The following is a 25,303-nucleotide window of genomic DNA, read 5'->3' as shown; positions in this document are numbered from 1 at the left end:
CGACCACGACTGCCCCTCGGCCTCGATCCGGACAGCGCTGAGCGCGTCGCTCATGGAGTCCACATCCATCGAGTCCGTGTCCACGGAGCCGTCGTCCGCGGCGACGCAGCCGACGAGGCCGAGCGACATCAATGTACCGAAAGCGTAAGCAAACTTGAAGTTCATGGTTGCACCTTGTGTGATGGTCAAGGAGCGGCGAGGCCGATCTGCCCGCTGGCGTCGTCCGGCGCGTCAGGGTCGCTGCGCTCCGGCTCGACCAGCGCGCTGCCGCGCCGTTCACCGGAGACACAAAGCAATGCGCGGGCCACGACGCAGACGTGGTGTCGCGTCGGTCGAGCGTCGCGGCACCACAGCGATGTTGTTGCGAAAGGAGATCTTCTGGCCTCTCCGTGCCATGGCCTGCTCGCCGCCGTCACGTGGGAGTGTCGACCGTGTCAACCGGCAGTTGATCGATGAAGGTGCGGATCGTCATCCAGAGGGCAGAATGCGCACATCCCCATCGTTCTCGCCAGCTGCTCACACCTGCGGCGACACAGGGGACGGCCCTTCCTCCATGCTCGCGCGGCCGACGTTGCTCTACCTCGGGATGGATGCGAGGCTCACCCGCGGTGATGGACCCATGAAGATGCTCGAGCTCGCGCCGTACACGGAGCAAGCCGCGCGCTGGCCCGCCGCCGGGCGCCACATCCTGGCGCAGTTCGACCCCGAGACCGTGGTGGTCTACCAGGCATATCGCCCCTCCATCGCGCGCCACGCGGCCTTGCACCAGCGGCTCGGAGGCCCGGAGTTCAGCTTCGGCCGCATGAGCTGGATCAAGCCGAACTTCCTCTGGATGATGTACCGCTCCGGCTGGGGCACGAAGCCCGATCAGGAGGCGGTGCTCGCCGTCCGCATCCGGCGTTCGGGGTTCGACGCGATCCTGGCGGCCGCGGTGCCGTCCAGCTTCGTGGCGGAGCGGTACGGGAGCCCCGAGGAATGGAAGGCCGCTCTCCAGCGCTCGGACGTGCGCCTCCAGTGGGACCCTGACCACCATCCGTCCGGGGCCCCGCTCGCGCGCCGCGCCATCCAGCTCGGGCTGCGAGGCGCGACGCTGCGGCGCTTCGTCGAGGAGTGGACGGTGGGCGTGGAGGACATCTCCGCTTTCGTGGCCGAGCAGCGCGAGGTGATGCGCCGGGACCCTGGCGCCCTGAGGTCGCCTCTCGAGGACGTGTATCGACCGGAAGACGCCGAGGTCGCGAGCCGCGTCGGGATCGCGTCCCCGGGCGAGCCGTGAGCGGCTCGAGGTCGCGGGTCGCGAGCAGGGAAGAGCAGGACGAAGCGCGCGCAGGCGCAGAGGAGTCGAGACGATGCAGCTCTCTGGAAACACGGTCCTGATCACAGGAGGATCGTCGGGCATCGGGCTGGCGCTGACCGAGCGCTTCCTCGCGGCCGGCAACCAGGTGATCATCACCGGCCGGCGCGAGGGCGCCCTCGAGGAAGTCCGGCGCCGGTTCCCGGCCGTCGTCACGCAGGTGAGCGACAGCGGCAGCGCGGCGGACCGCGCTCGGCTCGTGGCCGAGCTCACGCAGCGTTTCCCCGACCTCAACGTCGTCATCAACAACGCCGGGATTCAGCGGAAGGTCGACCTCCTGCGCAGCGAGCCGTGGGACGACACCCGCCAGGAGATCGCCGTCAACCTCGAAGGGCCGATCCACATGGCGTCGCTGCTCTTGCCCCACCTGCTCAAGCAGGCGCGGCCTGTGCTCATCAACGTCAGCTCGGGCCTCGCGTTCGTCCCGCTGACGGCGGTGCCCGTGTACTCGGCGACGAAGGCAGCGCTGCATTCGTTCACGCTGTCCTTGCGCCATCAGCTCCGCAAGACGCCGGTGACCGTCGTCGAGATCATCCCGCCGGCCGTCCGCTCCAACCTGGGCGGGGCGCACGACTTCGGCGTGCCCACGGACGAGTACGCCGACTCGGTCATCCAGCAGCTGGGCGAAGGCCGCCTCGAGGTCACGTACCAGTTCTCGGCGAAGTCCAGCCAGGCGTCGCGGGCCGAAGCAGACGAGATGTTCAAGCGGCTCAACGGAGCGGACTGAAGGTCGGACCGGAGTCGTCGCGGAGCGTGCTCGTGATCGGCGTCGCGGGGAGCGCCGGCGCTGCGTCCGCCCGAGGGAGGCCCACGAGCTCCTTCGCCCGCCCCCCCGCCGTGCGGCACCGGATCCTCGCACCACAAGGGGGGAAAAATCGACTACATGTGAACGAGGAGGGCACGGGCACATGAAGGACACGCCTACCTCGAACGGCTCGATGGCCGCGCGGGCAACGGGGCCGGAGGGCGCGCTGGCCGAGCGGATATTTTACCTGGCGCCGACCATCCTTGGTGTCCTCGACGTCAGGGACAGGCGGGTGGTCGCCCGCAATCGCGCCTTCGTCCGCGCGCTCGGGATCGGCGACGAGGAGACCCCGGAGCGCGCCTGGGAGACCCTGATCTCTCACATCGCCCCCGAGGAGCTCGACGCGTCAGCGGCTCATGCGGAGCAGCTCAGGGCCTCACCGGACGGCGAGCCCCTCGAATGCGCGCTGCGCGTACGGTGCGCCGGAGGCGCCGAGCGCATCTTTGCCGTGCGCTGCCTCGTCCTCACGCGCGGCGACGACGGGGCGGTGCAGCAGATCCTCGTCTCGGCCGAGGATGTCACCGAGCAAAGACGCCGTGAGGTGGAGCCGCAGAAGAACGAGGCGCTGTTCCAGGCGTTCCTCGAGCACATGCCTGCCATGATGTTCGCCAAGGATCCCGAGAGCAGGTATGTCGTGGCCAACGCTCAGTTCGAGCGGTTCATGGGCGTCGTGCCAGGGAGCGTCGCTGGCAAGCGAGACCAGGACATGCTGCCGGAGGCCGTCGTCGCGGCGGTGAGGGCCGCGGACGACGCGGTGAGGAGCACCGGCGTTGCGACGGTGTTCGAGGAGAGCGTCCCTCACGCTACAGAAGGGATGAAGCTGTTCCACTCCGTCAAGTTTCCCGTCCGGGGTCCTGGCATCCCGGAGGGGACGGTCGGGGGCGCGGCCATCGATATCACGGCCATCAAGCGGGCTGAGGCCGAACGCCAGGAGGCGCAGCTGGCGGTCATCGAGGCGCAGCAGGCGACCATCCGGGAGCTCGCGACGCCGCTCCTGCCGATCGCCGAGGGGGTGATCGTCATGCCGCTCATCGGCACGCTCGATCCCGAGCGGGCGAGCCGGATCATCGAGGCGTTGCTCGCCGGGGTCGGCGCGCACCAGGCGACCATCGCCATCATCGACATCACGGGGGTGAGATCGGTCGACGCCCACGTGGCGGGGGTGCTCCTGCAAGCCGCTCGCGCGGTGAGGCTGCTCGGGGCGAGGGTCGTGCTCACGGGCGTTCAGCCGGCCATCGCGCGGACGCTCATCGACCTCGGCGTGGATTGGCAGGGCCTGGTGACAGAGGGCACGCTGCGCGGCGGCATCGAGCACGCGCTGCGGACCAGGGGGCGCAGAGGCGGCTCCATCCCGGGCTGAGAGCGGCCAATAGCGTACCTCGGAGAGTTCGGGAGCGCCTCCTCGGTGACAGGGCCATCGTCATGTGGCTGCAGCACGACGTCCGTCATTCTGTGCGATCCGAGCTGCTCGAGCCCGGACGCCAGGCGGTGCGCCCTCCGCCGTGGGCCACGTCTCCGGCGGGGTACACGCCCCATCGCGCCGAGGAGAGCACGTCCGGATCATGGTACATGTGGACAAGGTAGCGCAGCCGAGGGACGGGGGAGCAGGGAGAGCCGGGTGATGGTTCGCGGTAGCCGGGGCAGTGAAGTCGAGTCGCCGGAGCCGTGGGGTGGCAAGGCGAGCGGCTCGTTGCCGGGAGATGGCGCGGCCGGACAACAGGCCACGGGCGAGGGTGACGCCGGCTCGACGCGCGATGCGAGCCGCCTTGCAGAGCCACCTCTCCGCGGACCAGATCTCCACGGAACGCCCCGTGCATATACCGTGGGCGTCATCACCCCGTATCTCGACGGCTCGTTCTGGAACCCGGTCCTGAAGGGTATCCACGAGACAGCGCAGCAGCACGGTTGTCGGACGCTCGTGATGCGCGGCACCCCTGCGTCGCTCCAGGCCCCCTCGCTCGCCAGAGAGCAGGTGGATGGGTGGATCCTCGTGATCGCGGTGCAAGGCATCGAGCAGCTCGCTCGCGAGCGGGTCCCGCGCGTCGTCGTCGGCACCCATGTCCACGAGGGCAGCTGCCCGTCCGTGATCCCCGACAACCACGGCGGAATCCGGAGCGCGGTGCGCCACCTGATCGAGCACGGGCACCGGCGCATCGCGTTCGTCGGCTGCTTCCATGAGTCCGATGTGCGCGAGCGCTTCGAAGGCTACAGAGACACGCTCGCCGAGGCGGGGATACCGCTCGATCCCGGGCTGGTCATCCGGAGCGACGACAGCTGGTATACAGGCGGCGAGAAGGCCGCTCCGCAGCTCCTCGCGCAGCGGCACGCGTGCACGGCGGCGGTCTTCGGGACGGACAAGAACGTGATCGGGATGATGCCCTCGTTGAAGGCGGCGGGCGTCCGTATCCCCGAGGACATGGCGATCGTCGGGTTCGACGATGTGCCGGAGGCGCAAGCAGCCGACCCGCCGCTGACCACCGTACGCCAGCGGTTCGAGATGATGGGGAGCGCCGCGTGCGATCTCGTCCTCTCGATGCTCGCCGGCGAGACCGCCCCGCCCGAGCTCGTGCTCACGCAGAACACGTTGATCCGGCGGACCTCATGCGGGTGCGACGTGATCCAGAGCGTCATCGACCAGGACGCGGCGCCCGGCGAGGACGCGAGCGGCGACCTCGACCGGCGGATGGTCGAGCTGCTCCTCGCGCCCCAGCGCCTCGCGCCCGGCACGTCGCCAGCCGCTGTATGGCCAGGGGTCGCCGTGGTGCTCGAAGGGTGCTCGGCGGCGGTCGAGGGCACCGCGCTCCCTCCGGCGAAGGAGCTGGAGCGCGCTTACCAGCAGGCCGTCGGCATCGCGCCCGATATGGGCACCTTGATGGCGCTCGTCCGCCTGCTCCGCCGGTCCCACGAGCGGCCGGGTGGAGACGCGGCGTCCGCGCAGCGGGTGGAGGCGTTCCTGGACGGCGCGCGCCTCTCGATCGCTCGGGCCCGGCTCAACGTCGAGGCGGACGCGGTGGCGCAGCTCGGGATGCTCGTGAGGTCCAACTACGAGGTGGGCCTCGCGCTGCTCAGCGGCTCCCAGCAGGAGTCCCTCTCGCTCTCGTGGCTCGCGAAGACCACCGCGATCTGGGGCTGCTTTGCGCTCCGGGAGGGCGCGACGACGCTCGTCGTCGCCGGCGCCTACAGCCGCGACGGCAGCGCGACGCCCCCGATCGGCAGCCGCTATCGGCCGGAGGCGTTTCCGCCTGCGGAGCTGCTGCCGCCCTCGGCCGCCAGCGGCGCGCACATGATGCTCCTCCTGCCGATCCGCACCGCCCAGCGCGACTGGGGGGTCCTGGCGGTCGTCGGGCCGACCCTGCGCGAGCTGACCGGCGACGAGGGCACGGTCGGGGTCTGGGCGTCGCTGCTCGCCGTGGCCCTCGAGCGCAACGAGCTCGTCCAGTCGCTCTCGGCGAAGCACGCGGAGCTGCAGGACGCCTACGCCATCGAGCGCGCGCTCTCCGACACGGTGCGCGAGCTCGGCTGTCCGCTCATCCCGCTCCTCCCCGGCGTGCTGCTCGTGCCGCTGATCGGCGCGATCGACAGGGGCCGCGCCCTCCAGGTGCTCACGGCCGTGACCGAGGGGGTGGGCCGGCACGCGGCGCGCTTCGTGCTGCTCGACATCACCGGCGTGCCGGCCGTGGACGCCGAGGTCGCCAACGCGCTGGGCCAGACGAGCCGCGCTGTCGCGCTGCTGGGCGCGCGCGTCATCCTCGTGGGCGTGCGCCCCGAGATCGCCATGAGCCTCGTGGGCGTGGAGCTCGGCGAGCTGGCCACGTACTCGTCGTTGGCGGGAGTCCTTCACGAGCTGACGACAGGAGGCCTCCGCCGTTCAGGCCCGAAGCGCGGCTCGGCGCGCACCGCCTGACCGCAGGCGTCGATCCACGAACATCGATCCTGTCGCAAGGCAACACCGTGGCTCGGATGAAGTCCGCGGCCTGTGTCTTTGCTGCGGCAAGCTGCGCCGCGATTCACCCGTGTGTCATCCGCGAGCCGGCTTGATCTTCCTTCTCCCGCCTTCTCGCTGAACAGGCTCCACGGCGCCCGCGCCCTTGCCTGCCCGCGCCGCCGGGGCCGCAGGCTCGACCGCGGCCAGCGCTCCGCACGCGAGGTCGGGCAGGGTCGCCTTCATCCACGCGGGGTCCACGGCGCCGGGCGCGGACAGGTACAGACGGCAGGCCTGGTGCGCCGGGCCGAGCAGCACCACGTCGAGCACCACCTCGGACGAGCGCGCCCCGGAGAAGACGCCGAGCTCCGTCAGGTGCGCCGTCACCTCCGCCTTGAGCCGCGCCTTTTCGTCGCGGAGCGCGGCGCGGTGGTGCCCGTCCAGCTCCAGCGCGAGGGCCTGGTACATGAAGCGCGCCTCGGCCTCGTGCTCGAACACCCAGGTCAGGTGCGCCTCCACCAGCGCCCGCACCGCCGTGCGCCCCGTCCTGGCGGCGAGCACGCGCGCGGTCACGTACCCGATCAGCCGCGCGAAGGTCCGCCCGAGCAGCGCCGCCACCAGCGCCGGGAAATCCTCGAACAGGTGGTACACGCTCGATGGGCTCGCCCCCGCCTCCTTGCGGACGTCCTCGATGCCCGTGCGCAAGAGGCCCCGCTGCTCGAAGCAGCGGAGCGCCGCGTCCAGCAGCGCCTCCCGGCGCGCCACGCCGCTCTGTCGAGCCACGGCCATGGCCCCTCCCCTACCCCAGCCGCGCGCCGCTGACCAGCCGCCGCAATGGAAGAATCTTCCAATTTATTGTTGGAAGTTCCTTCCACTCCGGCTACCTTCGACTCGAAAGCGAGGTGTCGCATGAAGCTGGGACTGGAGAAGAGGGCCGCGCTGGTGACCGGCGGCTCGCAGGGGATCGGCAGGGAGGTGGCGTTGCAGCTCGCGGCCGAGGGGGCCCGCGTGGCGCTCACCTACCGGAGCGAGCGTGAGAAGGCCGCGGAGGTCGTCCGGGAGATCGAGCGGCAAGGCGGCGAGGCGCTCGCGCTGGAGCTCGACCTCGGGTCGGTCGAGTCGATCAAGGCGGCTGTCGCGGCCACCGTGGCGCGCTTCGGGCAGCTCGATGTCCTCGTCAACAACGCGGTCCGCTGGAGCGAGCGCCTGCCCTGGGAGGCGCCGCGCTTCGAGGACATCCCGCTCGCCGAGTGGCAGGGCACCCTCCACGACAACATCGACGGCGCCTTCGCCGCGATCCAGGCCGCGGTGCCCTCCATGCGCGCCCGGGGCTGGGGCCGGATCGTCAACGTCTCCTCGGGCGTGGCGCTCGACGGCGTGGTGGGCACCGGGCCGTACGCCGCCGCCAAGTCGGCGCTCCACGGGCTCACCGCGGTGCTCGCGCGCGAGCTCGGGCCGCACGGGATCCTGGCCAACGTGGTTGTCCCGGGCTTGACCGTGACCGACAAGATGAGCGCGGTGATATCGCCGGAGGTGATGGCGCAGCGCGGGAAGGCGTATCCCGTGGGGCGGCTACTGCGGCCCGAGGAGGTGGCGCCGACGATCGTCTTCCTGTGCTCGGCGGCGAACACCGCGGTCACCGGGGAGATCCTCCGCGCGAGCGGCGGCCGGCCGATGTGACGAGGGGACAGGCGCGCGTCGTTCGCGATCAGGAGAGCCGGGTTGACGGCTGAGCTTCGAGATCACGCCGCACGACCAGCAGCGCTGGGGATCCTGGGCGCCGCTGGCTTCCCGAAGCGCGCCATCATCTTCGCGGTGAACTCCCGGGGGAGGAACCGGGTGAGAAACGTGACGACGTTGTTCGCGGGGCCGTGGACGACCGAGGCGCGGCCGGCGGCGAAGGCCGCGAGCCCGAGGCGCACCACGTCTTCCGGCCGCGCCTTCCAGCTCGTCCCCGGGATGTCGCCCGAGCGCTGGAAGAACGGCGTCTCCGTCGCGCCGGGGCACAGGGCGAGGACGCGCACGCCGCGCGGGCGGTACTCGGCCCAGAGCGCCTCGCTGAAGGAGAGGACGAACGCCTTCGTCGCCGCGTAAACGGCGAAGTACGGGATCGGCGGGAAGGCCGCTGTCGAGGCCACCTGGATGACGCCCCCCTGGCGCCGCTCGAGCACGGGCAGGAAGAGGTGCGTCAGCTCGACCAGCGCGCCGACGTTGAGGTCGATCTGCTCGCGCTGCGTCGCCAGGGAGATGTCGCCGAAGGCGCCGTAGACGCCGAAGCCGGCGTTGTTGACGAGGACGTCGACCTCGAGCCCCCGCGCGGCGACGGCGTCGAAGAGGCGCTGCGCGGCGCCCGGGGCCGCGAGATCTGCGGCGATGACATGCGCCTTGCCGAGCTCGGAGGCGAGCGCGGCGAGCTTCGCCTCGCCGCGCGCGACGAGGACCAGGGTGGCCCCGCGCCGCGACAGCTCGCGGGCGAACGCCTCGCCGATGCCCATCGACGCGCCCGTGACCAGGACCGTCTTGCCCGTGAAATCGAAAGCCTTCATGGGTGCAAGGATGGGTTCCGGCGCGCTTGCCGACAACGGGCATCGGCGGTAAGCCGATTTCCAGGAATGCAAACCGGAGACATGTCCTGATCCGGCGGGGCTGCGTGCGAGGCGTGAGTCGCCGTGCCTGAGCCGCGAGGCGCCGTGGCAGGCTCAGGCTCCCCCGCCGAGCACGGTGAAGCCAGCGGGCGACCTGCGGGTGCTCCGGCGCCTCCAGGATCGCGCGCCGGGCGGCTCGGTCCGGGTCGCTAAGGGGCCTGCGTCGCCCCGGCGATGATCTCCTTGACCGCCAGCAGCATCTCGCTCGTCTCGGCGCGCTGCGTCCCCTCGGCGAAGTACGCCTGGAGCTTCTCCGATCCTGGCCGGATCTGGTCGCTCTCGTCGCGAACCACGACGCGGAAGATGGGCCGCTCGGCGGTGCCCTCGAGGTCGACGCTCCCGTCGGTGGGCAGCGCGTCGCTCCGGTAGATCGCGATCCGCTCGTCCCGGAACAGCTCACGAAGGCTCGAGAGCTGCTCGGCGCTGAGCTGGCCGCGGAGCGGCGTCTGCCCCTTGTGCCCCTCGTACGTGCCGCTCAGCTCGATCCAGAGGACGGTCTCCTCGCCCGCGCCGCGGTTCGCCTCGAGCTGCGCCCAGGGCGCCGGCGGGATATCGGAGCCGGGGTGCCCCGCGCACCCTGCGACCCACAGCGAGCCCCACAGGAGGCCGGCGAGCGCCGCGCGCCTAGCAGGTGATGATCTTGCTGCCATTGCTCGTGATGTTGAAGCAGGGGTCGACGTCGAACATGGTGTTCAGGATCCGGTTCGCTTCGTCCCTCGCGAAGGCCTTCATCGTCGACGAGCTGTGCTGCGCGTCGGCCTCGTAGGCGTACCACCACAGCCAGAGGACCTGGTAGCCGTTCGCGCCCCTCCCGCTGGGCGACCCGACCCCCGAGCACCCATCCGTGTACCTCTCGTCGCACGACTCGCTCATCGCCGGGCAGTTGTTGCTGCCATCGTTGCCGCTGTGGCCGCACCAGTCCGCGTGGCGCGCCTCGTGAAGCAGGGTCCCGGCGCGCTCCACGACGTTCTCGTTGTAGAAGAACGGGATGTACAGATCCGTGTAGTTGTCGATGATCACTCCCCAGGTCGTGTGCGCTCGCTTCGACCCGTCCCCGCATCGCGCGTCCAGCTCATCGAACTCACGGATTGTATAGTTGCCGCCCCAGCGCAGGATGTTACCGCTGAAATCGTTCGTCTGGAGCGCCTCGTTCGGGGACGCATAGTTGACGAGCTGGATCGCCTGGAACGTGCGCGCCAGCGGTCTCCTCCGGTCGCATGCGGCCTCCCAGCCGAAGCCGTCATCCCAGTCCCCTTTGTCGAAGTCGTACGCATCCCAGTAGAAGTCGATCCACGGCTGCGTGCACCAGAAGCTCTGCATGACCCCGGGGTCGGTCGCCCTGACCGTATCGCAGGTGTCCGCGCGGGCCTCCGAGGCGAGGCCGAGGAGCAAGCAAGACGCAAGAATGGCGCTGGTCGTGATTTTCATGGTCAATCCCTTCACCGCGTGGTGGCCGGCGTGTCGGTCCGAGGCGTCACCCTGAACTCCCGGGACCCGGGCTTCTCCGGCTGCGCCTCTCGACCGGCGTTCGGGTTGTGATCCTTGGCATCGGCGACGTCCTCCGCGAGCGCCCTCCGCGCGTCGATCAGCCGGATGCCCCCGACGTCGATCCCGAGCGCGTAGAGGCTCGCTGCCGCCGGGTTGCGCAGGAGGCCGCCGGCGGCGTGGATGGCGCGAAGCTCGGCCGCGGCGTGGAGCCCCTCGAGCCCGGCGATCGCGCGCAGGCGGACGCGGTACTCGTCCGCGAAGAGGTGCTCGTCCTTGCCGGGGTCGGGGAGCGGCATCCTGGCGATCTCGTTCAGCGGATCGATGGCCTCGCGGAAGCCGAGGAGGCCCAGGAGATGAGCGGCCCGCCAGCGCATCTCCCCAGGCCTCGCCGATTCGGCGCGGTCCGGCGGAGCCGACACCGACCACTCCTTGTAGACGTCCACCACCACGGGGACGACCGCCGGGCCGATGGCCACGAGCTCCCGGAGCGCACGCTCGAATTCGGCGTCATTTCCGAACTCCCCCATCAGCGAAAGCTGCCTGTTCACCATCGCCAGGATGCACTCCCTCGTGCATTCGAGGGCTTGCGAATCGACCGCCGTGTCCTCAGGCGCGTCCTTCTCGGCGGGCGCGGAGCAGCCCGCGGACAGGGCAATGCAGACGAGTATCATCGAATTTCGGATCGAGACCGACGACATGCTTCACCTCGGGATCAGTTTGTACGAGGGCGATCGTCGCCCCCTCGACGGCACGCGCGACAGCAGCGCCTCCGCGCCGGCTGGCCTGCTCGCTGGCTTCGCGCGAGTGAGAAATGATGCTGGGCAGGCGCTCTTCCCACCTCTCGACGTCGTCGATGACAACCGATCGACCGACCGCGCCTGCCCGCGCCGCGGCAACCTGCAACCCTCGGGCCGCGCCCTGCGAGCACGGCGGGCAGGCCGGGCGGGGCGGCGCCGGGGGCCGCGGTCGGGACGGCAATGTGCTGCAATTCCAGGGGATCGCTCGCGGAGCGACCGCCGCCATCGAACATGCCCGGACGTCTGCTGGAATACCAGGGCACAGGTGAGGAGGCCGTGGCCTGGAGGTCGCAACCTCCATGTGGAGGCTCGCCCCTCCGGGACACCGCGCCCCCCCGGCGCTGCCGCTCATGCACCAGCCGGGCGCTGCGTGGTCCTACGGCCCGCGCGCGGCCGCGCCGGCGGGCAGGGCAGGCCGCTCCCGCTCGACGCCTGGTCCAGTGAGCGCGCTACCCGCTGCCAGGCGGGGCGCGCCGACCTGGGCCGGGCCGCCGCCCGGAGCCCTCACCATGGCCACGGCACATGGAGCGGCTCCCCCGCGAAGGCCGTCCGGGCCTGGCGCCCCTTCTCGGAGAGGAAGAGCATCATCCTGAGCTCGCCGTAGGCCGTGGAGCGCTCCGGGGTGCCGACGCGGGTGACCGCGCCAGGCAGCGCCTCCCAGCCGCTCGCGGCGTAGAAGCGCTCGAGGCCCGGTGCGCAGAAAAGCCCCGCGACGTCGGCGTCGCTGTCCCGCAGGAAGCCTGTCGCCATGTCCACCACCTGTCGACCGAGGCCCTCGCCCCGGTAAGGCGGGAACGTGAAGACGTTGCCGAAGCCGTGAACCACATGGCGCTCACCGGCGTGCGGCAGGTCCATGCGCATCACGGATGCATAGCTGAGCAGCACGCCCTCCTCGCTGAGGGTGAAGTGCACCGTGCCCATGTCCGGCGGGTACGTGTGCTTGAGCAGCCGGAGCGGCCCCTTGAAGATCGAGGGCCACTGGACTCGCATGAACGACACGGCCTGCCACATCAAGGACTCGGGAAGCTCGTCTTGCCGGTAGATCCGCCGCTCGATCATGATCACGCTCCCATCGGCCCGCGCGCCGGTAGCAGAAATAGCACCGATCGCGCCGCCGCGCTCCGGCAGAGCGAGCGAGGGGTGCGCGTGGAGCCTGGCCCCATGAACCCACCGGCGCGGTGCCCGTGAATCCCGATGGACCTTTACAGGAGGACAGCATGAACCAGTTCGACCATCCGTCGGGACAGCCCGTCGAGATCGATGGGGCGCGCATCTATCGACGGCATCATGAAGAATTGCAATCTTGAGTAAGGTAGTGTGAAGAGCGCCGGACAGCCAGGCCGAGCCATGTCCCCGCGGGGCCGCGCTGCTGTGGCCGCGACCCTTTCCCCCGAAGCCGAAGCCGGTAACTCCAGCGCAGCGCACCGCGTTCGCCGCCACGCCAAAGCTCGCGCGCTGCTTCACACTCCGCCGCGCTCATCCGTGGCGCTCACGCCGTCACGCGAAGCTATCTGCGGATCTCCGCACACGGCACTCCGGCCGGAGCGCTTGCCCGAGCCGCACAATCGGTCTAGAGTATCTCGCATAGACCCGGGGGCCGGAACAGGTCTCCATCGCAACGTCCGTGGTAAAGTCCATGGCAAAGTCCCTGGCAAAGGAGCGTCCATGCGTCGGCTTGGCCCTGCTACCCGTTTGCGGTTCCTCGTCGCTGCCCTGACGGCAGGTGCGGCGATGGTGGGAACCACTGCCCTGTTGACCCCCTCGAGCGAGGCGGCTCCCGGGGAAAACTGCACCTACTTCAGCGACGAGAGCCACACGACGGTCGTCGGCCAGTACGGCCGCGACTGCTGTAACAACCGGATCGCGTGGGGCACCAAGACACCGCACCACGAGTGCGGCGGGTGCTTCACCTGCACCCCGCCCCCTCCCTGAGGGATACGACTCGCTCGACGGCCCGGATCGTGATCGATCCGGTGGCGACGGGAATCACAGCGGCCGAGCTGCCTGGCGCGCGGCTCGCCAGGCGCGTACCCTCCGGCTCGCGCTGCTGCCCATCGGATTTCCGCTCCAGGAGCGATCGGCCACGATCCTCCAGCTTGCGAGTGTACGACATGAACAAGAACCTTTCCTCTCGATCGCTTCGCGGCACGACCTGGATCGCGCTCGGAATCGCGGCCCTCTCTGGCTGCTCTGACAAGGCGGACGGGGCTGACGCTGGCCCGGGCGGCACGTCGAGCGCGAGCGGCTCGACGGGAGCCGGTGGTCATGGCGGCAGCGCCGGCACGACGGGCTCCGGCGGAGCTGGCACGGGCAGCACGGGCGCGGGTGGCGCTGGGACGGGCGGCGCCGGCGACGGCGGCTCGGGCGATGGCGGCTCTGGAGGCTCCGGGACGAGCAGCTCCGGGGCTGGCGGCTCAGGCGAAGGGGCGGGCGGCTCGAGCAGCGCGGGCACCGGCAAGTTCGTCGGTAACATCACGACGGACGGCGCCGTGCGCGACGGCTTCATCCAGCACTGGGACCAGATCACACCCGATATCGAGGGCAGGTGGAGCTCCATCGAGACGTCCCGCGGCGTTCGAGACTGGAGCCGGCTCGACGCGATCTACGCGTATGCGCAGGACCACGACATCCCCTTCACGCAGTACGCCTTCGTGTGGGGTACCCCGCAGCCGTCCTGGCTCGTGAGTCTGCCCGCGGAGGAGCAGCGGCAGGCGCTGAGGGACTGGATGCAGGCGTTCTGCGCGCGGTACCCCGACACGAGGAACATCATCGTCGTGAACGAGCCGCCGCCCCACACGACGCCTGCCTTCAAGAACGCCATCGGGGGCGACGGCGAGAGCGGCCATGACTGGATCGTCAACTCCTTCACGTGGGCGCGCGAGTTCTGCCCGGACGCGACGTTGATCCTCAACGACTACAACAACATCGAGTACGAGAGCGAGCACAACCGCTTCGTCGAGCTGGTGAAGGCGCTGCTGGACGCGGGCGCCCCGATCGACGCCCTCGGCGCGGAGGCCCACGACGCGTACAGGATGGATACGAGCGCCGTGGAGGGCTACATCGACAGGCTCGCCGAGACCGGCCTGCCCGTGTACATCACCGAGTACGACATCGACCTCGCGGACGACGAGGAGCAGCGCCGGGTGATGGAGGAGCAGTTCACGATGTTCTACAATCACACCTCCGTCATGGGCATCACCCTGTGGGGTTACGTCGTCGGCTCGACGTGGCGGACCAACACGGGCCTCCTGCACCCGGACGGCACCATGCGGCCGGCCATGGCCTGGCTGATGGACTTCCTCGGCCGCAGCGAGTAATCCCTGACCATGGCGACGATCACCACGAGGGACGGCACGAAGATCTTCTACAAGGACTGGGGCAAAGGCCAGCCCATCCTCTTCTCCCATGGCTGGCCGCTCAGCGCCGATGCGTGGGACGTCCAGATGGCCTATTTCGGCCAGCAGGGCTACCGCGTCATCGCCCATGATCGGCGCAGCCATGGTCGTTCGGACCAGACCTGGGACGGCAACAACATGGACCAGTACGCCGACGACCTGGCGGAGCTGATCGACGCGCTGGATCTTCGCGACCTCGTGCTCGTCGGCCACTCCACGGGCGGCGGCGAGGTCGCCCACTATGTCGGCCGTCACGGCACGAGCCGCGTCGCCAAGGTCGTCCTGCTCGGCGCCGTCCCGCCGCTGATGCTGAAGACCGCCAGCAACCCCGAGGGCACGCCGATCGAGGTGTTCGACGGCATCCGCAAGGGGACCTTCGAGAATCGCTCGCAGTTCTTCAAGGACCTGACGATCCCCTTCTATGGCTTCAACCGGCCGGGCGCGCAGATCTCCGAGGGGCTGCGCGAGTCCTTCTGGCTGCAGGGCATGATGGGCGGCATCAAGGGCCAGCTCGACTGCATCCGCGAGTTCTCCGAGGTCGACTACACAGAGGACCTGAAGAAGATCGACGTGCCGGCGCTCATCGTTCACGGCGACGACGACCAGATCGTGCCGATCCAGGCCTCTGCGCAGAAAGCGGCGAAGCTCGTGCCGAACGCGACGCTGAAGGTCTTTCAGGGAGCCGATCACGGCCTCGCGCAGACCCGCGCGGGCGAGCTCAACGCCGAGCTCCTGGCCTTCCTCAAGCGCTGAAGCGGGGCCGCCGGCGAGGCCCGGGCCGAACTCCGAGCGCGTCGAGCCGGTGCGCGACGGCTTCGACGTCGTGCTCGAGGTCGAGCCGTGCGACAGCGCGTCGCTCGTCGCGCGCAAGCTCGGCGCGCCGTCGCGGCGCCGCCTCGTCGCCAGCGCGGACTACCTCGCGCGTCACGGCGCCCCGGCGCACCCGCGGGAGCTGGCGCGGCACACGTGCCTGGTGATGGGCACCCGGCGCGAGGCGACGACATGGCGCTTCACCCGCGGCGGCACGAAGCTGTCGATCGTGCACCGCCACGCGACAGCGAACGGCTGGGCGTTGCTGCGCGACCTGGCCGTGGCCGGCGGCGGCATCTGCTGCCTGCCGGACTACCTCGCCGCGCCCGCGATCTCCGAGGGAAAGGTCGAGGAGGTGCTCGCGGCGTACGCGATGCCTGCGGAGCAGAGGTACGCTGTGTATCCCCGCGGCCGGCACGTCCCGGCGCGCCTGAGCAGCTTCGTCGCGGCGCTGCGGGACTTCCTCGAGGTGTGGCCCGGCTGCCTGCCCACGCCGTCTCCGCGGGCGCCCCGCCGCGACCCTGGCCCGCCGCCTCGCGCCCGGGTCCGGCGGCCTGGCGTCCGGGCGAGTTCTCCGTAGGATGGACGCGCTGCGAGGCAGACCGCATGGCGCCGATCATCCCCGACAAGAAGAAGATCAAGAGCTTTCCTACCGAGGCCGCGTTCGAGGCGTGGCTGGCCGCGAACCACGCGCAGGAGACGGAGCTGTGGCTGAGGATCTACAAGAAGGCCTCCGGCGTGCCGACGGTGACCTACGCGCAAGCGCTCGACGTGGCGCTCTGCTGGGGGTGGATCGACGGGATCAAAAAATCGCTGGATGAATCCTCGTTCTTGCAGCGGTTCACGCCGCGCAGGGCGAGGAGCGTCTGGAGCCAGATCAACCGCGACCACATCGCCCGCTTGACCGCCGCGGGGCGGATGACGCCCCACGGGCAGCGGCAGGTGGACGCGGCCAGGGCCGATGGGCGCTGGGACGCGGCGTACGCGCCGATCGGCAGCGCGACCGCGGACACCATCCCCGACGACCTTCGCGCCGCGATCGAGGCGAACCCACGCGCACGTGAGACGTTCAAGACGCTGGGGCGCCAGAACCTGTTCGCGCTGACGTTCCGCACGAACAACATGAAGACGCCCGCCGGTCGCGCAAAGAAGGTCGCTGACCTCGTGGCGATGCTGGCGCGCGGTGAGACCATCGTGCCGGAGCGGCCCAGGCAGCCGAAGGCGACCCGGCCCGCCGCGAAGTGAGTCGCTGTCACCCGAGCTGGCCGCGCGCGGCGCGGTGACCCGTCCGTCGATGCTCCCTGCCTGCCCGGAGCGCGGGACTACGCCTGCGTGGGCTCCCGGGTATACTGGACCGTCGGCTCGTCGCCGAGCAGGGGCCGCGTCGCCTCGAGCCCCGCCACCCGGTAAACCGTCGTCGACTCCGCCCTGGGCCAGATGCTCCGCGCGCCGGCGCTCTCGAACGTGAAGCCCCTCCGGGCGGCACGGCAGACCGCCTCATCGACGAGGATCTCTCCGGAGAGCGCCGCACGCGCGAGGTGCGAGGCGGCGTTCACGGCCTCGCCGAGCACCGTGTAGCCGAGCCGGGCGCACGCGTGCGAGCCGACCTCCGCGGCGAGGACGCTGCCCGTGGAGACTCCCGTGCACACGCCGTGAGCGTACGGCGAATCCTTGCCCGTACGCCGAGCCATCGTCTCGATCTGCTCGCGCACGGCCACACATGCCCTGAGCGCCCGCTCGAGGTGCTCCGGCCCGTGGAACACGCCCATCGCGGCGTCACCGACGAACTTGTCCACGACGCCGCCCTGCGCGAGGAGCTCCGGGACGATCACCTCGAAATTGGCGTTGAGCAGCCGCGTGGCCTCGGCGGGCGGCCTCTCCTTCGCGACCTGGGTGAACCGGAAGACATCGATGAATACGATGGTTGCTTCGAGCGCCTCGCTCGCGGCCGCGCCCGCGGGCCCGAGCGCCCGGAGCCGCTCGACCAGGGCCGCGTTCGTGAACTTCCGCAGGACGTCGTTCTCCTCGTTCGCCTGGGCCTTCTGCCGCTGCTGCTCCACGGAGCGGAGGGTCTTGTCCAGGGTGGTCTCCAGGTCATCGAAGTCGATCGGCTTGCAGAGGAAATCGAAGGCGCCCCGGTTCATGGCGCGACGGATACTGGTCATATCTCCGTACGCGGACACGATGATCGTCTTCGCGAGCGGGTTCACCTCGGGGATGTGCTCGAGCAGGGTGAGCCCGTCCATGACCGGCATGTTGAGGTCCGTGACGACGACGTCGATGTCCTGGTGTCGCCGGAGCTCGTCGAGCGCGAGCTGGCCGTTGTCGGCAAAGACGAGCTCGTAGGCGGCGCCGCTCTGGTTTCGCCGGAAATGCAGGTCCAAGAGGAGCTGGATGTCGGGCTCGTCATCGACAACGAGGATCTTGGCGAGCTTGCTGCCCGCGCCGCATACCGCGGCGAACGCCGCGCAGAGCTCGCGGGCCGACTGGAACCTCCGGGTCCGGTCCTTCGCCAGGGCGCGCTCGAAGAACCGATCGAAGCCGGGGAGCAGGGCGGCGTCGAGCGACGACGGGGGCGGGAACGGGTCCGTGCAGATACGGATGAAGAGCCCTGGCAGTTTCTCATGAGCGAACGGGCACCGACCCGTGAGCGCGCGGTACACGATGACGCCGAGCGACCAGAGATCGGTCAGGGGGTGGGGGACCGCGCCGCGGATCTGCTCCGGGCTCATGTACGCCGGGGTCCCGAGGCGGGCGCGCGGCCAGTCGTGCTCCTCGAACAGGCGCCATCCCACGCCGAAATCGAGGATCTTCGCGGTTTCACCGGACGCGCCCCGGGCGAGGAAGATGTTCTCCGGCTTGAGATCGCAGTGGACGATGCCTGCCAGGCTCGCGGCCTCGAGGCCCGAGCTGATCTGCCGGAGCAACGACAGCACGGACGTCGCCGGAAGCTGACGCGTGCGCTCAAGCCTGCTCTCGAGGTCCTCCCCCTCGAGCAACTCCATGACGAGGTACGGCGATCCCTCGTCGATGCCGTAATCGTAGACCTGGACGATGTGCTCGTTCCGGAGCCGGGCGACCGTCATCGCCTCCTGCTCAAAACCACGTCGCGCCTCGAAGGAGACGACGTTCTCGGGCATCATCAGCTTGATCGCCACCGGCCGGCGAAGCAGCTGATCGAAGGCCTCCCAGACGACCCCCATGCCGCCGCGGCCGATCTCGCGCCCCAGCGCGTACCTCCCGCCGATCGTTCGCTCTGTCACACGAGCATTGCCTAAGCCCGCGTTCATAGAGCGTCAACTGGCATGACACCGGCCGCGGCCGGACGATAGGGGACCCGAAGCAACTCGATGTAATCCGATGTAAGCACCACGCAGTGTGCCCACGCAGGAAAAACCCTGTGTCGATGGCCTGTCACCGACCTCGCGAAGCCTTTCCACGTGTCCTCGTGTTCCATCGTGATTGAATCGGCGCTAGCGAGGCTCGCGAGCCGCTCCGTCATGCGCGCCGGCGCGCGGGAGCAAGACGCAGAAGGTGGTGGAATGACCTTCCTCGCTCTCCACCGTCATCTGCCCGCGGTGGCCCTGAACGACGATGTCGTGCGAGAGCGACAGGCCGAGGCCGGTCCCCTGTCCGGCAGGCTTCGTCGTGAAGAACGGCTCAAAGAGCTTGTCGCGTATGCGGGGCGGGATTCCTGGCCCGTTGTCCTCCACGCAGATCTCCACGAGGTGGCCCCGTGAGCGCGTGCGTACGGTCACGATGGGCGAATAGGAGCGCCCCTCTGCGGCTCCCTTCTGGCGGACCGCGTACAGGGCATTGCTTAACAGGTTCAACATGACCTGTCCTATCTCCGGCGCGATCAGCTCGACCGCCCCGATCGACCGATCGTAATCGCGGAGCAGCTGGACTTCGGGCTCGTCGTCCTTGTCGGGAAGGCTGGGGAGCGCGAGCTTGACGTGTTCTTCGATCAGCGTATTGAGCTCGACCAGCTGCCGCTCGCCGGTGCGGACACGCGAGAGCGCGAGCATCGAACGCACGATGCCGTCGGCGCGCCTGCCGTGCTCGAGGACCTTCTGCGTGCTCGTGCGCAGGTCGCTCAGGGTATCGCATACCGCGGCGACGCGGAGATCGGGATCGGCGGCGCCGTCGATCAGCTCGTCGCACAGATCGTTGGCGATCAGGCTGAAGTTGTTGATGAAGTTGAGGGGGTTCCTGATCTCGTGCGCGATCCCGGCGGTGAGCTTCCCGAGGGCGGCGAGCTTCTCCTGATGGACGAGCTGCGCCTGCGCGGCGCGCAGGTGCTTCAGCGTATCTTCCAGATCGAGGTTCTTCTGCCGCAGCTCATCCGTCCGCCGCGCGACCTTCTGCTCCAGGTTGGCGTAGAGGCGGGCGTTCTCGATCGAGATGGCGATCTGCGACGAGAGCAGCCGCAGCACCTCGATCCGCTTCGGCGTGAAGGCGCCGGTCGTCAGGTTGTTCTCGATGTACAGCAGGCCGAGCGGGCCGTGCTGGCCCAGCGGGGTGCAAAGGATCGACTTCGACTGCTGTCGGAGCACGTAGGGATCGTGGGTGAACAGGCCCTCCTGCGACGCATTGTCGAGGACGACGTCCCGCCTGGTGCGGTAAACGTAGTGGACGACCGATTGCGCGATGTCCGTACAGCTCTCGACCGGCATGGACTGGAGCACGACGACGTGAGCCTGGTCCGTCGCGCCCGCTGCCTCGATGAAGAGCCGCTCGCCGTCGGCCAGGATGAGGTATCCGCGCTGCGCGCCGGCATTTTCGATCACGATCTGCATGACCTGCCGGAGCAGATCGCTCAGCACGAGCGCGCTGGACAGGACCTGGGAAGCCTTGACGACCGAGGTGAGATCCAGACGCACAGAATGCGGGATCTCGAGCCAATCGGGGGGTGGCTCTTGCGCGCCTCTGGCGGGCGGCCGGGTCAGCAGGTCGCCGTATCGTTCTTCCAGGAGCACGACCTTCTTCAACGCCCCCCAGGAGAGATAGAGATAGCGAGCCTCCGCCACGTAGACCTGGGCGACGCGAAGCTGCCCGCGGGCGCGGTGGAACCGGGCCGCGCATTCGTTGGCCAGCGCGCCGTACTGCACGAACCCGTGCTCCTGCGCTTGCGCGATGGCCTGGTCGTAGAGCAGCACGGCGCGCGCCTCGTTGCCCTCGAGGCGAGCCGCCTCCGCCTCGAGCAGCGCATGCTTGAACGACGACGTCTGGGGGCTGTTCGCGGCCCACCGCTTGAGCGTGCTGCGGCTCCGCCTCAGGACCTCGCCGTAACCTTTCTTCTTGCTCTCAGGGGCGGTGGGATGGACCGCCACCACCGCGAGCGCATGAAAGAACGCGTGGTATGCGGTGACATACATGCTCGGCTCGAGCCAATGCGGGTATTCCTTCTGGATCTTCTCAGCGATCTCGATCGCCAGCTCGGGGCGATCGAGCAGGTAGGCGGACTGCAAATGGAGCACGGTGAAGGTGTCCGGCCCCGGGATCTCGGGCGCCTGATCCCACATGAAATCCGCGTCGCTCACGGCGGCCGGCGAGGCATCTCGGAGGAGTGACGCCCAGCGCTGCACTGCCCTGCCGACCCGGATCACCGGCGGGGCACCGATGCGCGACGCGAAGTCGAGGTAGCGCCGCGTCTCCGCCGCCATCTCGGGCAGGGGCGTCCCGAGCAGGGCCACGAGGGGGAGCCGCGAGCTCGCGCAGAAGCCCGCCTGGATCAGATCCCCCGCCTCCAGGCTGTACTTGAGCCCCTGCTCGAAGTACTCGACGCCCGCCCGCGGGTGCGTCGTGAAATGGACCAGAAAGCAGGCGATGATGAACAGCGTCTTGCTCGTCACCGGTGGGTCGTCGAAGCGCCGGGTGAGCTCCAGGGCGAGCTCCCCGAACGCGGCGCCGGCGCGCGGTCGGCGGAACATCGAGCTCTGGAGCACGCCATAGAACGCGTAGCCGAAGGACGACGTCGAGGTGTTGCCGTAGAGCAGCGAGAGGTGGACGATCTTGAGCATCAAGAGGGTCACGAGCTTCTCGCGCTTCTGCAGGTACGTGGGAAACCAGAGGTTCATGAGCAGGCGCATCCCAGCCCGGATCTCGGCCGTCATACGATCCGGCAGCGCCGCGAGGCTCTCGACGCTTTTACCGACGAGGCCCCATTGCACCCTCGCGAGCTCCAGCCCCACCTGAGCCGCGCTCGGCTCGGCCGGGAGCGCGAGGCCGAGCAGCCGGAGCGCGGTGAGCCCGGCGTCGATGGCCTTGTCGAGCTGCCCGAGGTGCAGCAGGAGCGTCATGTGCGTCGTGTGCAGGATGACCCGATCCATGCGAGTCCGGGCGCGCTGCTGGAGCGTCACGAAGCGCTCTCCCGCCTCGGCGAGGCGCGCCGTCAGGTACTCGCACTCGCCGAGCTGGAGCTCCAGCGCGAACCTCTGATCATAATCGGTGTCCCAGGCACCCTCGCCGAGCAGCGCGGTCCCCGCGGCCAGAAACCGCAGCGCCGCTTCGTACGCGCTCGACGCCTTGGCCTTGCGTCCGGCCAGCAGATTCAGCGCCGCGAGCTCGCGCCGCTCCTCGGCGTCCACCACGTACGCTGTGCCCGCGTTCAGGTGGCTGACGATCTCGAAGAGGTTCTCCTCCCTGCGCTCGGGGTCGTAGCGCCGCAGCAGGAGCCGCCCGACGCGGGCGTGGATCTCCTCGCGCCTGCTCGCGTCGAGGAGGGAATAGGCGGCCTGCTGCACCCGGTCGTGGACGAAGGCGTAGGGCACCGGCACGCCCTCCAGCGCAGCGGTGTCTTCGGGCGCGGCGTCCTGGAGCAGCAGGTAGGCGTTGCCTTCCGGCGTGATGAGGCCCTCGCCGACCGCCTCCCAGAGCAGGGAGGCCGCCTCGCCGGGCGTCTTTTCACCCGCCAGGGCAACCAGGTTGAGGTCGAAGCGATCGCCGAGGCACGCGGCCAGCTTCAACATCTCCTGGGTCTCAGCGGGCAGTTTGTGGATCTTGCCGACCATGAGGTTGACGACGTTGTCCGCGATGCGCGCTGCGCGGATGTCCTCCAGCCGCCACGTCCACGGCCCCTCCTCCGGCCGCTCTGCCGAGGCGTCGGGGTCGAAGACCAGAAGTCCGCCGCTGTGGAGCTCCTGCAGCAACTCGCGCACGAAGAACGGGTTGCCCTCGGTCTTGCCGAAGAGGAGCGTCGCGAGCGGGGCGACGCGCGCCTCCGGGCACGCGAGCGTGTCGGCGAGGAGCTGGGTCAGCTCGGCCGGCGAGAGCGGGCGGAGCGACAGGCGCGTCAACGGCTTTGCAGCCTTCTGGAGCTTGTCCAAGAGCAGCGACAGGGGATGCTCCGCCGCGACCTCGTTGTCCCGGTAAGCGCCGATCAGCAGGATATGCCGGGTATCACGCTCCAGCATGAGACCCTGGAGCAGGTTCAGCGACGCCGAGTCGGCCCACTGGAGGTCGTCCAGAAAAACGGCGAGCGGGTGCTCCTGCTGCGCGAAGACCTCGATGAACTGGTGGAAGGCGAGCCTCAGCCGGTTCTGCGACTCCGCGGGCCCGAGCGCGGGCACCGGCGGTTGAGGGCCCATGACCAGCCCCACGTCGGGAATCAGCTCGATGATGACCTGGGCGACCCCGCCGAGCGCCTCACGGAGCCGCCCCCTCCACCGGGCGACCCGCGCCTCGTCCTCGGTCAGGATCTGGCGGGCGAGGCTCTGGAACGCCTGGACGAGCGAGGAATAGGGTAGCTCGCGCTCGAGCTGATCGAATTTTCCGGAGATGAAATAGCCGCGCCGCTGCACGACGGGTTTCTGGATCTCGTGGACCAGCGTGGACTTGCCGATCCCGGCGTACCCCTCGACGAGGATCATCTCCGAGCGGCCCTCGCTGGCGCGCTGGAAGGAGGCGAGGAGAGCTTCCCGCTCCGCCTCGCGCCCGTAGAGCTTCTGGGGGAGCTGGAGCGTCGACGCCGCGTCGTCGCGCCCGAGCTCGAACGGCGCGATCCGGCGCTCGCTCCTCCACTGCTCGAGGCAGCGCTCGAGGTCCCGGCGCAGCCCGCGCCCGCTCTGGTAACGCTCCTCCGCGGTCTTGGCGAGGAGCTTCATCACGAGCCGAGATAGCCCCGGGGGCGCGGCGCTCACCGCATGTGGCGGATCGGCCTTCTTCGCGATGTGGCAATGGACGACCTCCATCGGATCGGTCGAGGCGAAGGGGAGCCTGCCGACGAGCCGCTCGTAGAGGCAGACGCCCAGCGAATAGAAGTCGGTGCGATAGTCGATCGCGCGGTTCATCCGCCCCGTCTGCTCCGGCGACACGTAGACGAGCATCCCCTCGATGGCGGCGGGGCTGAGCACGTTCTGACTCTCGCGCGAGAGCTGCGAGGCGATCCCGAAGTTGGTCACCTTCGCGGCGCCGGTGGGCGGATCGAAGTAGATGCTGCCCGGGTGGATGTCCTTGTGGACGATCCTCCGCTCGTGGAGATCGCCGAGCGTGCCTGCCAGCTGGATCGCCAGAGAGAGGAGCGCGTCGATGTCGATGGCGTCCGGCGCGAACTCCGAGAGCGGCAGGCCGCCGAAATCCTCCTGCACGAGGACCAGGCGGCCCTGATGATTCTCGATCGCGCAGGGGGCGAGGACGCCCGGGAGGGAGAGGCCGCTGCACAGGCGATGCTCGTGCCGGAGCCGGGCGGTGTCCTCCATCGAGGGATACTCCGCCGCTGCCATCTTGAGGAGGACAGGGGCCCCGTCGCTTCTCCGGATGGCCCGGTACGTGACGAGCCGGGTTCCTTCGTGCAGGACGCTCTTCGTCTGATACCCAGGAATATCGCGCATGGTGCCTTGGTCGCTGTGGCGTATCACGGCTTGGTCTGGAGCCTTCGGGTGAGCATGTACATGAAGTCGCCCCGCCCCCCGTCATCGAAGAACGCGCCGCTCGCGTTTTTCGCCTTGAGCGGCGCGCGAAGGTGACACTGCACGCACCCGCGCCCATCCTCGCTCTCGGGATTTTGCTGGTATGTCTCGAGCAGCGTGTTCTGGGAGTAGGACGGGACGTACTGCCACTTGTCCCCTCGCCTGACGGCTGACTGCACGGCGACCAGCTTGTAATACTGCGCCGGCGATCCCGGCGCGTGGGTGTGGAGAAGCGCGCGTACCTTGCAGTTGAAATCCACTGTCTCGGGCCGGATAGGGACGTCCCGCACGACCTGGGTGGCCTTGTGGTGAGGGCCCAGGCGGGGGTTCTTGCTCTCAGGATCGTTCTTTGGACAGTCCTCCCGACTGCATTGTTTGTCATGGAAGAGCGGCTCCGCGAGCGGCGGCGGCGCCGGAGCCGGGCACGCGGGCTCTTCCATGTCGGCCACGCTGTCGATGTGCTCGAAGGTGATCCACACCCACTTGGAATCGAGGAAAGACAGCTTGTACCCGATGTGCATGCCCACCAGCCCGAACTCGCGCTGCTCCGGGGAGCCCGGCATCTCGGCCGCCCGCCGGAAGAACCGCTCCCGGTGGTCTTGCGCGCCCAGCGCCTTCCAGGCGAGCTTGATGACCGTGGAGCCCAGCCTCTTTTCGCCTGTGTCGGCCAGCCCCCACGGGAACAGGATGCGGCCGAGCGCCGTGCTCTGTCCCTCCGCCGTGTAGAGGTTGGCGCCCCTGATCGCGTCACGTGCGACCCGGTTCATCTGGGTCTCGAAGCCTACCCGCTGGCCTCGTTGGTCCCAGAGCTGACGCGTGTCCGCCTGCCTGTCCGAGAGGACGTGGCGCCCTTCCGGCACATCTCCGTCCACCTTGAAGACGTCGTCCGTCGTGGGCCACCCGTACCAGCGCGGAGCGCCCGGGCCCGCGAGGCGCTTCGCGAAGCGCAGGTGGTCGCCGTCCTGCTCGACCGGCCAATTCAGCGCGATGAACATCTGCCAGCCAAACGCGTCGAGCTGACGAACCGCCTGGTCCAGCTTGCCGTCAAGGATGTTCGCTTTCAGGCTCTTGTTGACGTCGAGAGGGAGACAAGGCGTGAGCTTGTCGGGCAGAACCGCGCCTTCCATCAGCGCGTCAACGAATTTCGGTGGATCATTGTCATACCCAGGACAATAGAGGTG

Annotated in this window: 19 protein-coding genes; 10 read left to right on the top strand and 9 right to left on the bottom strand. The window is 69.3% G+C overall.

Annotated features, from left to right (window positions below; translation table 11 throughout):
* Positions 1 to 619: 619 nt before the first annotated feature.
* The 4 genes from WME89_RS01460 (at position 620) to WME89_RS01445 (ending at position 6,060) form a co-directional block, all read left to right on the top strand.
* Positions 620 to 1,273, top strand: coding sequence for a DUF4291 domain-containing protein (locus tag WME89_RS01460; protein WP_438007498.1), 654 nt, complete (start codon positions 620 to 622; stop codon positions 1,271 to 1,273).
* Between the two features lie 73 nt (positions 1,274 to 1,346).
* Positions 1,347 to 2,078 (top strand): SDR family oxidoreductase, encoded by a 732-nt coding sequence (locus WME89_RS01455; RefSeq protein ID WP_438007497.1) that lies wholly within the window; start codon positions 1,347 to 1,349, stop codon positions 2,076 to 2,078.
* Positions 2,079 to 2,259: 181 nt separating this feature from the next.
* Positions 2,260 to 3,516 (top strand): PAS domain-containing protein, encoded by a 1,257-nt coding sequence (locus tag WME89_RS01450; protein WP_438007496.1) that lies wholly within the window; start codon positions 2,260 to 2,262, stop codon positions 3,514 to 3,516.
* A 261-nt stretch (positions 3,517 to 3,777) separates the two neighbouring features.
* A complete protein-coding gene (locus WME89_RS01445) occupies positions 3,778 to 6,060 on the top strand; it encodes a substrate-binding domain-containing protein (protein ID WP_438011876.1) in 2,283 nt (760 codons plus the stop codon).
* 114 nt (positions 6,061 to 6,174) lie between these two features.
* Here WME89_RS01445 and WME89_RS01440 read toward each other — a convergent pair whose 3' ends face one another.
* The gene (locus WME89_RS01440; protein ID WP_438007495.1) at positions 6,175 to 6,867 is read right to left on the bottom strand and encodes a TetR/AcrR family transcriptional regulator; all 693 of its coding nucleotides are present in this window, start codon (positions 6,865 to 6,867) and stop codon (positions 6,175 to 6,177) included.
* Between the two features lie 120 nt (positions 6,868 to 6,987).
* Here WME89_RS01440 and WME89_RS01435 point away from each other — a divergent pair, with 120 nt between their 5' ends.
* Positions 6,988 to 7,758 (top strand): SDR family NAD(P)-dependent oxidoreductase, encoded by a 771-nt coding sequence (locus tag WME89_RS01435; RefSeq protein WP_438007494.1) that lies wholly within the window; start codon positions 6,988 to 6,990, stop codon positions 7,756 to 7,758.
* Between the two features lie 62 nt (positions 7,759 to 7,820).
* On the opposite strand, the gene WME89_RS01430 is transcribed toward WME89_RS01435, so the two are convergent.
* The 5 genes from WME89_RS01430 to WME89_RS01410 form a co-directional block, all read right to left on the bottom strand.
* On the bottom strand, positions 7,821 to 8,624 hold the full coding sequence (locus WME89_RS01430; protein ID WP_438007493.1) for an SDR family NAD(P)-dependent oxidoreductase: 804 nt from the start codon (positions 8,622 to 8,624) through the stop codon (positions 7,821 to 7,823).
* A gap of 248 nt (positions 8,625 to 8,872) precedes the next feature.
* Positions 8,873 to 9,373, bottom strand: coding sequence for a hypothetical protein (locus WME89_RS01425; protein ID WP_438007492.1), 501 nt, complete (start codon positions 9,371 to 9,373; stop codon positions 8,873 to 8,875).
* Positions 9,348 to 10,151 carry a hypothetical protein gene (locus tag WME89_RS01420; protein WP_438007491.1) on the bottom strand — a complete coding sequence of 268 codons (804 nt, stop codon included), beginning with the start codon at positions 10,149 to 10,151 and terminating at the stop codon, positions 9,348 to 9,350. Before WME89_RS01420 ends, WME89_RS01425 begins: the two co-directional genes overlap by 26 nt.
* Positions 10,152 to 10,162: 11 nt before the next feature.
* Complete coding sequence (locus WME89_RS01415) at positions 10,163 to 10,882, bottom strand: hypothetical protein (RefSeq protein WP_438007490.1); 720 nt, start codon at positions 10,880 to 10,882, stop codon at positions 10,163 to 10,165.
* A gap of 630 nt (positions 10,883 to 11,512) precedes the next feature.
* Positions 11,513 to 12,073: a GNAT family N-acetyltransferase gene (locus WME89_RS01410; RefSeq protein ID WP_438007489.1), complete on the bottom strand. Its 561-nt coding sequence runs from the start codon at positions 12,071 to 12,073 to the stop codon at positions 11,513 to 11,515.
* A 666-nt stretch (positions 12,074 to 12,739) separates the two neighbouring features.
* Between WME89_RS01410 and WME89_RS01405 the strand changes: the two genes are divergently transcribed.
* The 5 genes from WME89_RS01405 (at position 12,740) to WME89_RS01385 (ending at position 16,458) form a co-directional block, all read left to right on the top strand.
* Positions 12,740 to 12,940 (top strand): DUF6289 family protein, encoded by a 201-nt coding sequence (locus WME89_RS01405; protein WP_438007488.1) that lies wholly within the window; start codon positions 12,740 to 12,742, stop codon positions 12,938 to 12,940.
* A gap of 179 nt (positions 12,941 to 13,119) precedes the next feature.
* Positions 13,120 to 14,325: an endo-1,4-beta-xylanase gene (locus WME89_RS01400; RefSeq protein ID WP_438007487.1), complete on the top strand. Its 1,206-nt coding sequence runs from the start codon at positions 13,120 to 13,122 to the stop codon at positions 14,323 to 14,325.
* 9 nt (positions 14,326 to 14,334) lie between these two features.
* Positions 14,335 to 15,156: an alpha/beta fold hydrolase gene (locus WME89_RS01395; protein WP_438007486.1), complete on the top strand. Its 822-nt coding sequence runs from the start codon at positions 14,335 to 14,337 to the stop codon at positions 15,154 to 15,156.
* Positions 15,089 to 15,793, top strand: a complete 705-nt coding sequence (locus WME89_RS01390; RefSeq protein ID WP_438011875.1) for a substrate binding domain-containing protein — start codon at positions 15,089 to 15,091, stop codon at positions 15,791 to 15,793. Before WME89_RS01395 ends, WME89_RS01390 begins: the two co-directional genes overlap by 68 nt.
* Positions 15,794 to 15,819: 26 nt before the next feature.
* Positions 15,820 to 16,458: a YdeI/OmpD-associated family protein gene (locus WME89_RS01385; RefSeq protein WP_438007485.1), complete on the top strand. Its 639-nt coding sequence runs from the start codon at positions 15,820 to 15,822 to the stop codon at positions 16,456 to 16,458.
* A gap of 77 nt (positions 16,459 to 16,535) precedes the next feature.
* Here WME89_RS01385 and WME89_RS01380 read toward each other — a convergent pair whose 3' ends face one another.
* The 3 genes from WME89_RS01380 to WME89_RS01370 all read right to left on the bottom strand — a co-directional run bounded on the left by WME89_RS01380 (position 16,536) and on the right by WME89_RS01370 (position 25,249).
* Complete coding sequence (locus tag WME89_RS01380) at positions 16,536 to 18,476, bottom strand: protein kinase domain-containing protein (RefSeq protein WP_438007484.1); 1,941 nt, start codon at positions 18,474 to 18,476, stop codon at positions 16,536 to 16,538.
* Between the two features lie 210 nt (positions 18,477 to 18,686).
* Positions 18,687 to 24,044 carry a trifunctional serine/threonine-protein kinase/ATP-binding protein/sensor histidine kinase gene (locus WME89_RS01375; RefSeq protein WP_438007483.1) on the bottom strand — a complete coding sequence of 1,786 codons (5,358 nt, stop codon included), beginning with the start codon at positions 24,042 to 24,044 and terminating at the stop codon, positions 18,687 to 18,689.
* Positions 24,045 to 24,067: 23 nt separating this feature from the next.
* Positions 24,068 to 25,249 (bottom strand): hypothetical protein, encoded by a 1,182-nt coding sequence (locus WME89_RS01370; RefSeq protein WP_438007482.1) that lies wholly within the window; start codon positions 25,247 to 25,249, stop codon positions 24,068 to 24,070.
* Positions 25,250 to 25,303: the final 54 nt, after the last annotated feature.

Source organism: Sorangium sp. So ce321, from assembly GCF_051530195.1.
GTDB lineage: Bacteria > Myxococcota_A > Polyangia > Polyangiales > Polyangiaceae > Sorangium.
This window is presented reverse-complemented; position numbering and strand designations above follow the sequence as displayed.

What these genes read in the sequence shown, in the direction of transcription:
- WME89_RS01375 (WP_438007483.1), bottom strand. Translation starts at nt 24,044, where the DNA reads ATGCGCGATATTCCTGGGTATCAGACGAAGAGCGTCCTGCACGAAGGA.
- WME89_RS01415 (WP_438007490.1), bottom strand. Translation starts at nt 10,882, where the DNA reads ATGATACTCGTCTGCATTGCCCTGTCCGCGGGCTGCTCCGCGCCCGCC.
- WME89_RS01420 (WP_438007491.1), bottom strand. Translation starts at nt 10,151, where the DNA reads ATGAAAATCACGACCAGCGCCATTCTTGCGTCTTGCTTGCTCCTCGGC.
- WME89_RS01430 (WP_438007493.1), bottom strand. Translation starts at nt 8,624, where the DNA reads ATGAAGGCTTTCGATTTCACGGGCAAGACGGTCCTGGTCACGGGCGCG.
- WME89_RS01435 (WP_438007494.1), top strand. Translation starts at nt 6,988, where the DNA reads ATGAAGCTGGGACTGGAGAAGAGGGCCGCGCTGGTGACCGGCGGCTCG.
- WME89_RS01455 (WP_438007497.1), top strand. Translation starts at nt 1,347, where the DNA reads ATGCAGCTCTCTGGAAACACGGTCCTGATCACAGGAGGATCGTCGGGC.
- WME89_RS01385 (WP_438007485.1), top strand. Translation starts at nt 15,820, where the DNA reads ATGGCGCCGATCATCCCCGACAAGAAGAAGATCAAGAGCTTTCCTACC.
- WME89_RS01445 (WP_438011876.1), top strand. Translation starts at nt 3,778, where the DNA reads ATGGTTCGCGGTAGCCGGGGCAGTGAAGTCGAGTCGCCGGAGCCGTGG.
- WME89_RS01450 (WP_438007496.1), top strand. Translation starts at nt 2,260, where the DNA reads ATGAAGGACACGCCTACCTCGAACGGCTCGATGGCCGCGCGGGCAACG.
- WME89_RS01395 (WP_438007486.1), top strand. Translation starts at nt 14,335, where the DNA reads ATGGCGACGATCACCACGAGGGACGGCACGAAGATCTTCTACAAGGAC.
- WME89_RS01370 (WP_438007482.1), bottom strand. Translation starts at nt 25,249, where the DNA reads ATGGAAGGCGCGGTTCTGCCCGACAAGCTCACGCCTTGTCTCCCTCTC.
- WME89_RS01460 (WP_438007498.1), top strand. Translation starts at nt 620, where the DNA reads ATGAAGATGCTCGAGCTCGCGCCGTACACGGAGCAAGCCGCGCGCTGG.
- WME89_RS01405 (WP_438007488.1), top strand. Translation starts at nt 12,740, where the DNA reads ATGGTGGGAACCACTGCCCTGTTGACCCCCTCGAGCGAGGCGGCTCCC.
- WME89_RS01425 (WP_438007492.1), bottom strand. Translation starts at nt 9,373, where the DNA reads ATGGCAGCAAGATCATCACCTGCTAGGCGCGCGGCGCTCGCCGGCCTC.
- WME89_RS01440 (WP_438007495.1), bottom strand. Translation starts at nt 6,867, where the DNA reads ATGGCCGTGGCTCGACAGAGCGGCGTGGCGCGCCGGGAGGCGCTGCTG.
- WME89_RS01400 (WP_438007487.1), top strand. Translation starts at nt 13,120, where the DNA reads ATGAACAAGAACCTTTCCTCTCGATCGCTTCGCGGCACGACCTGGATC.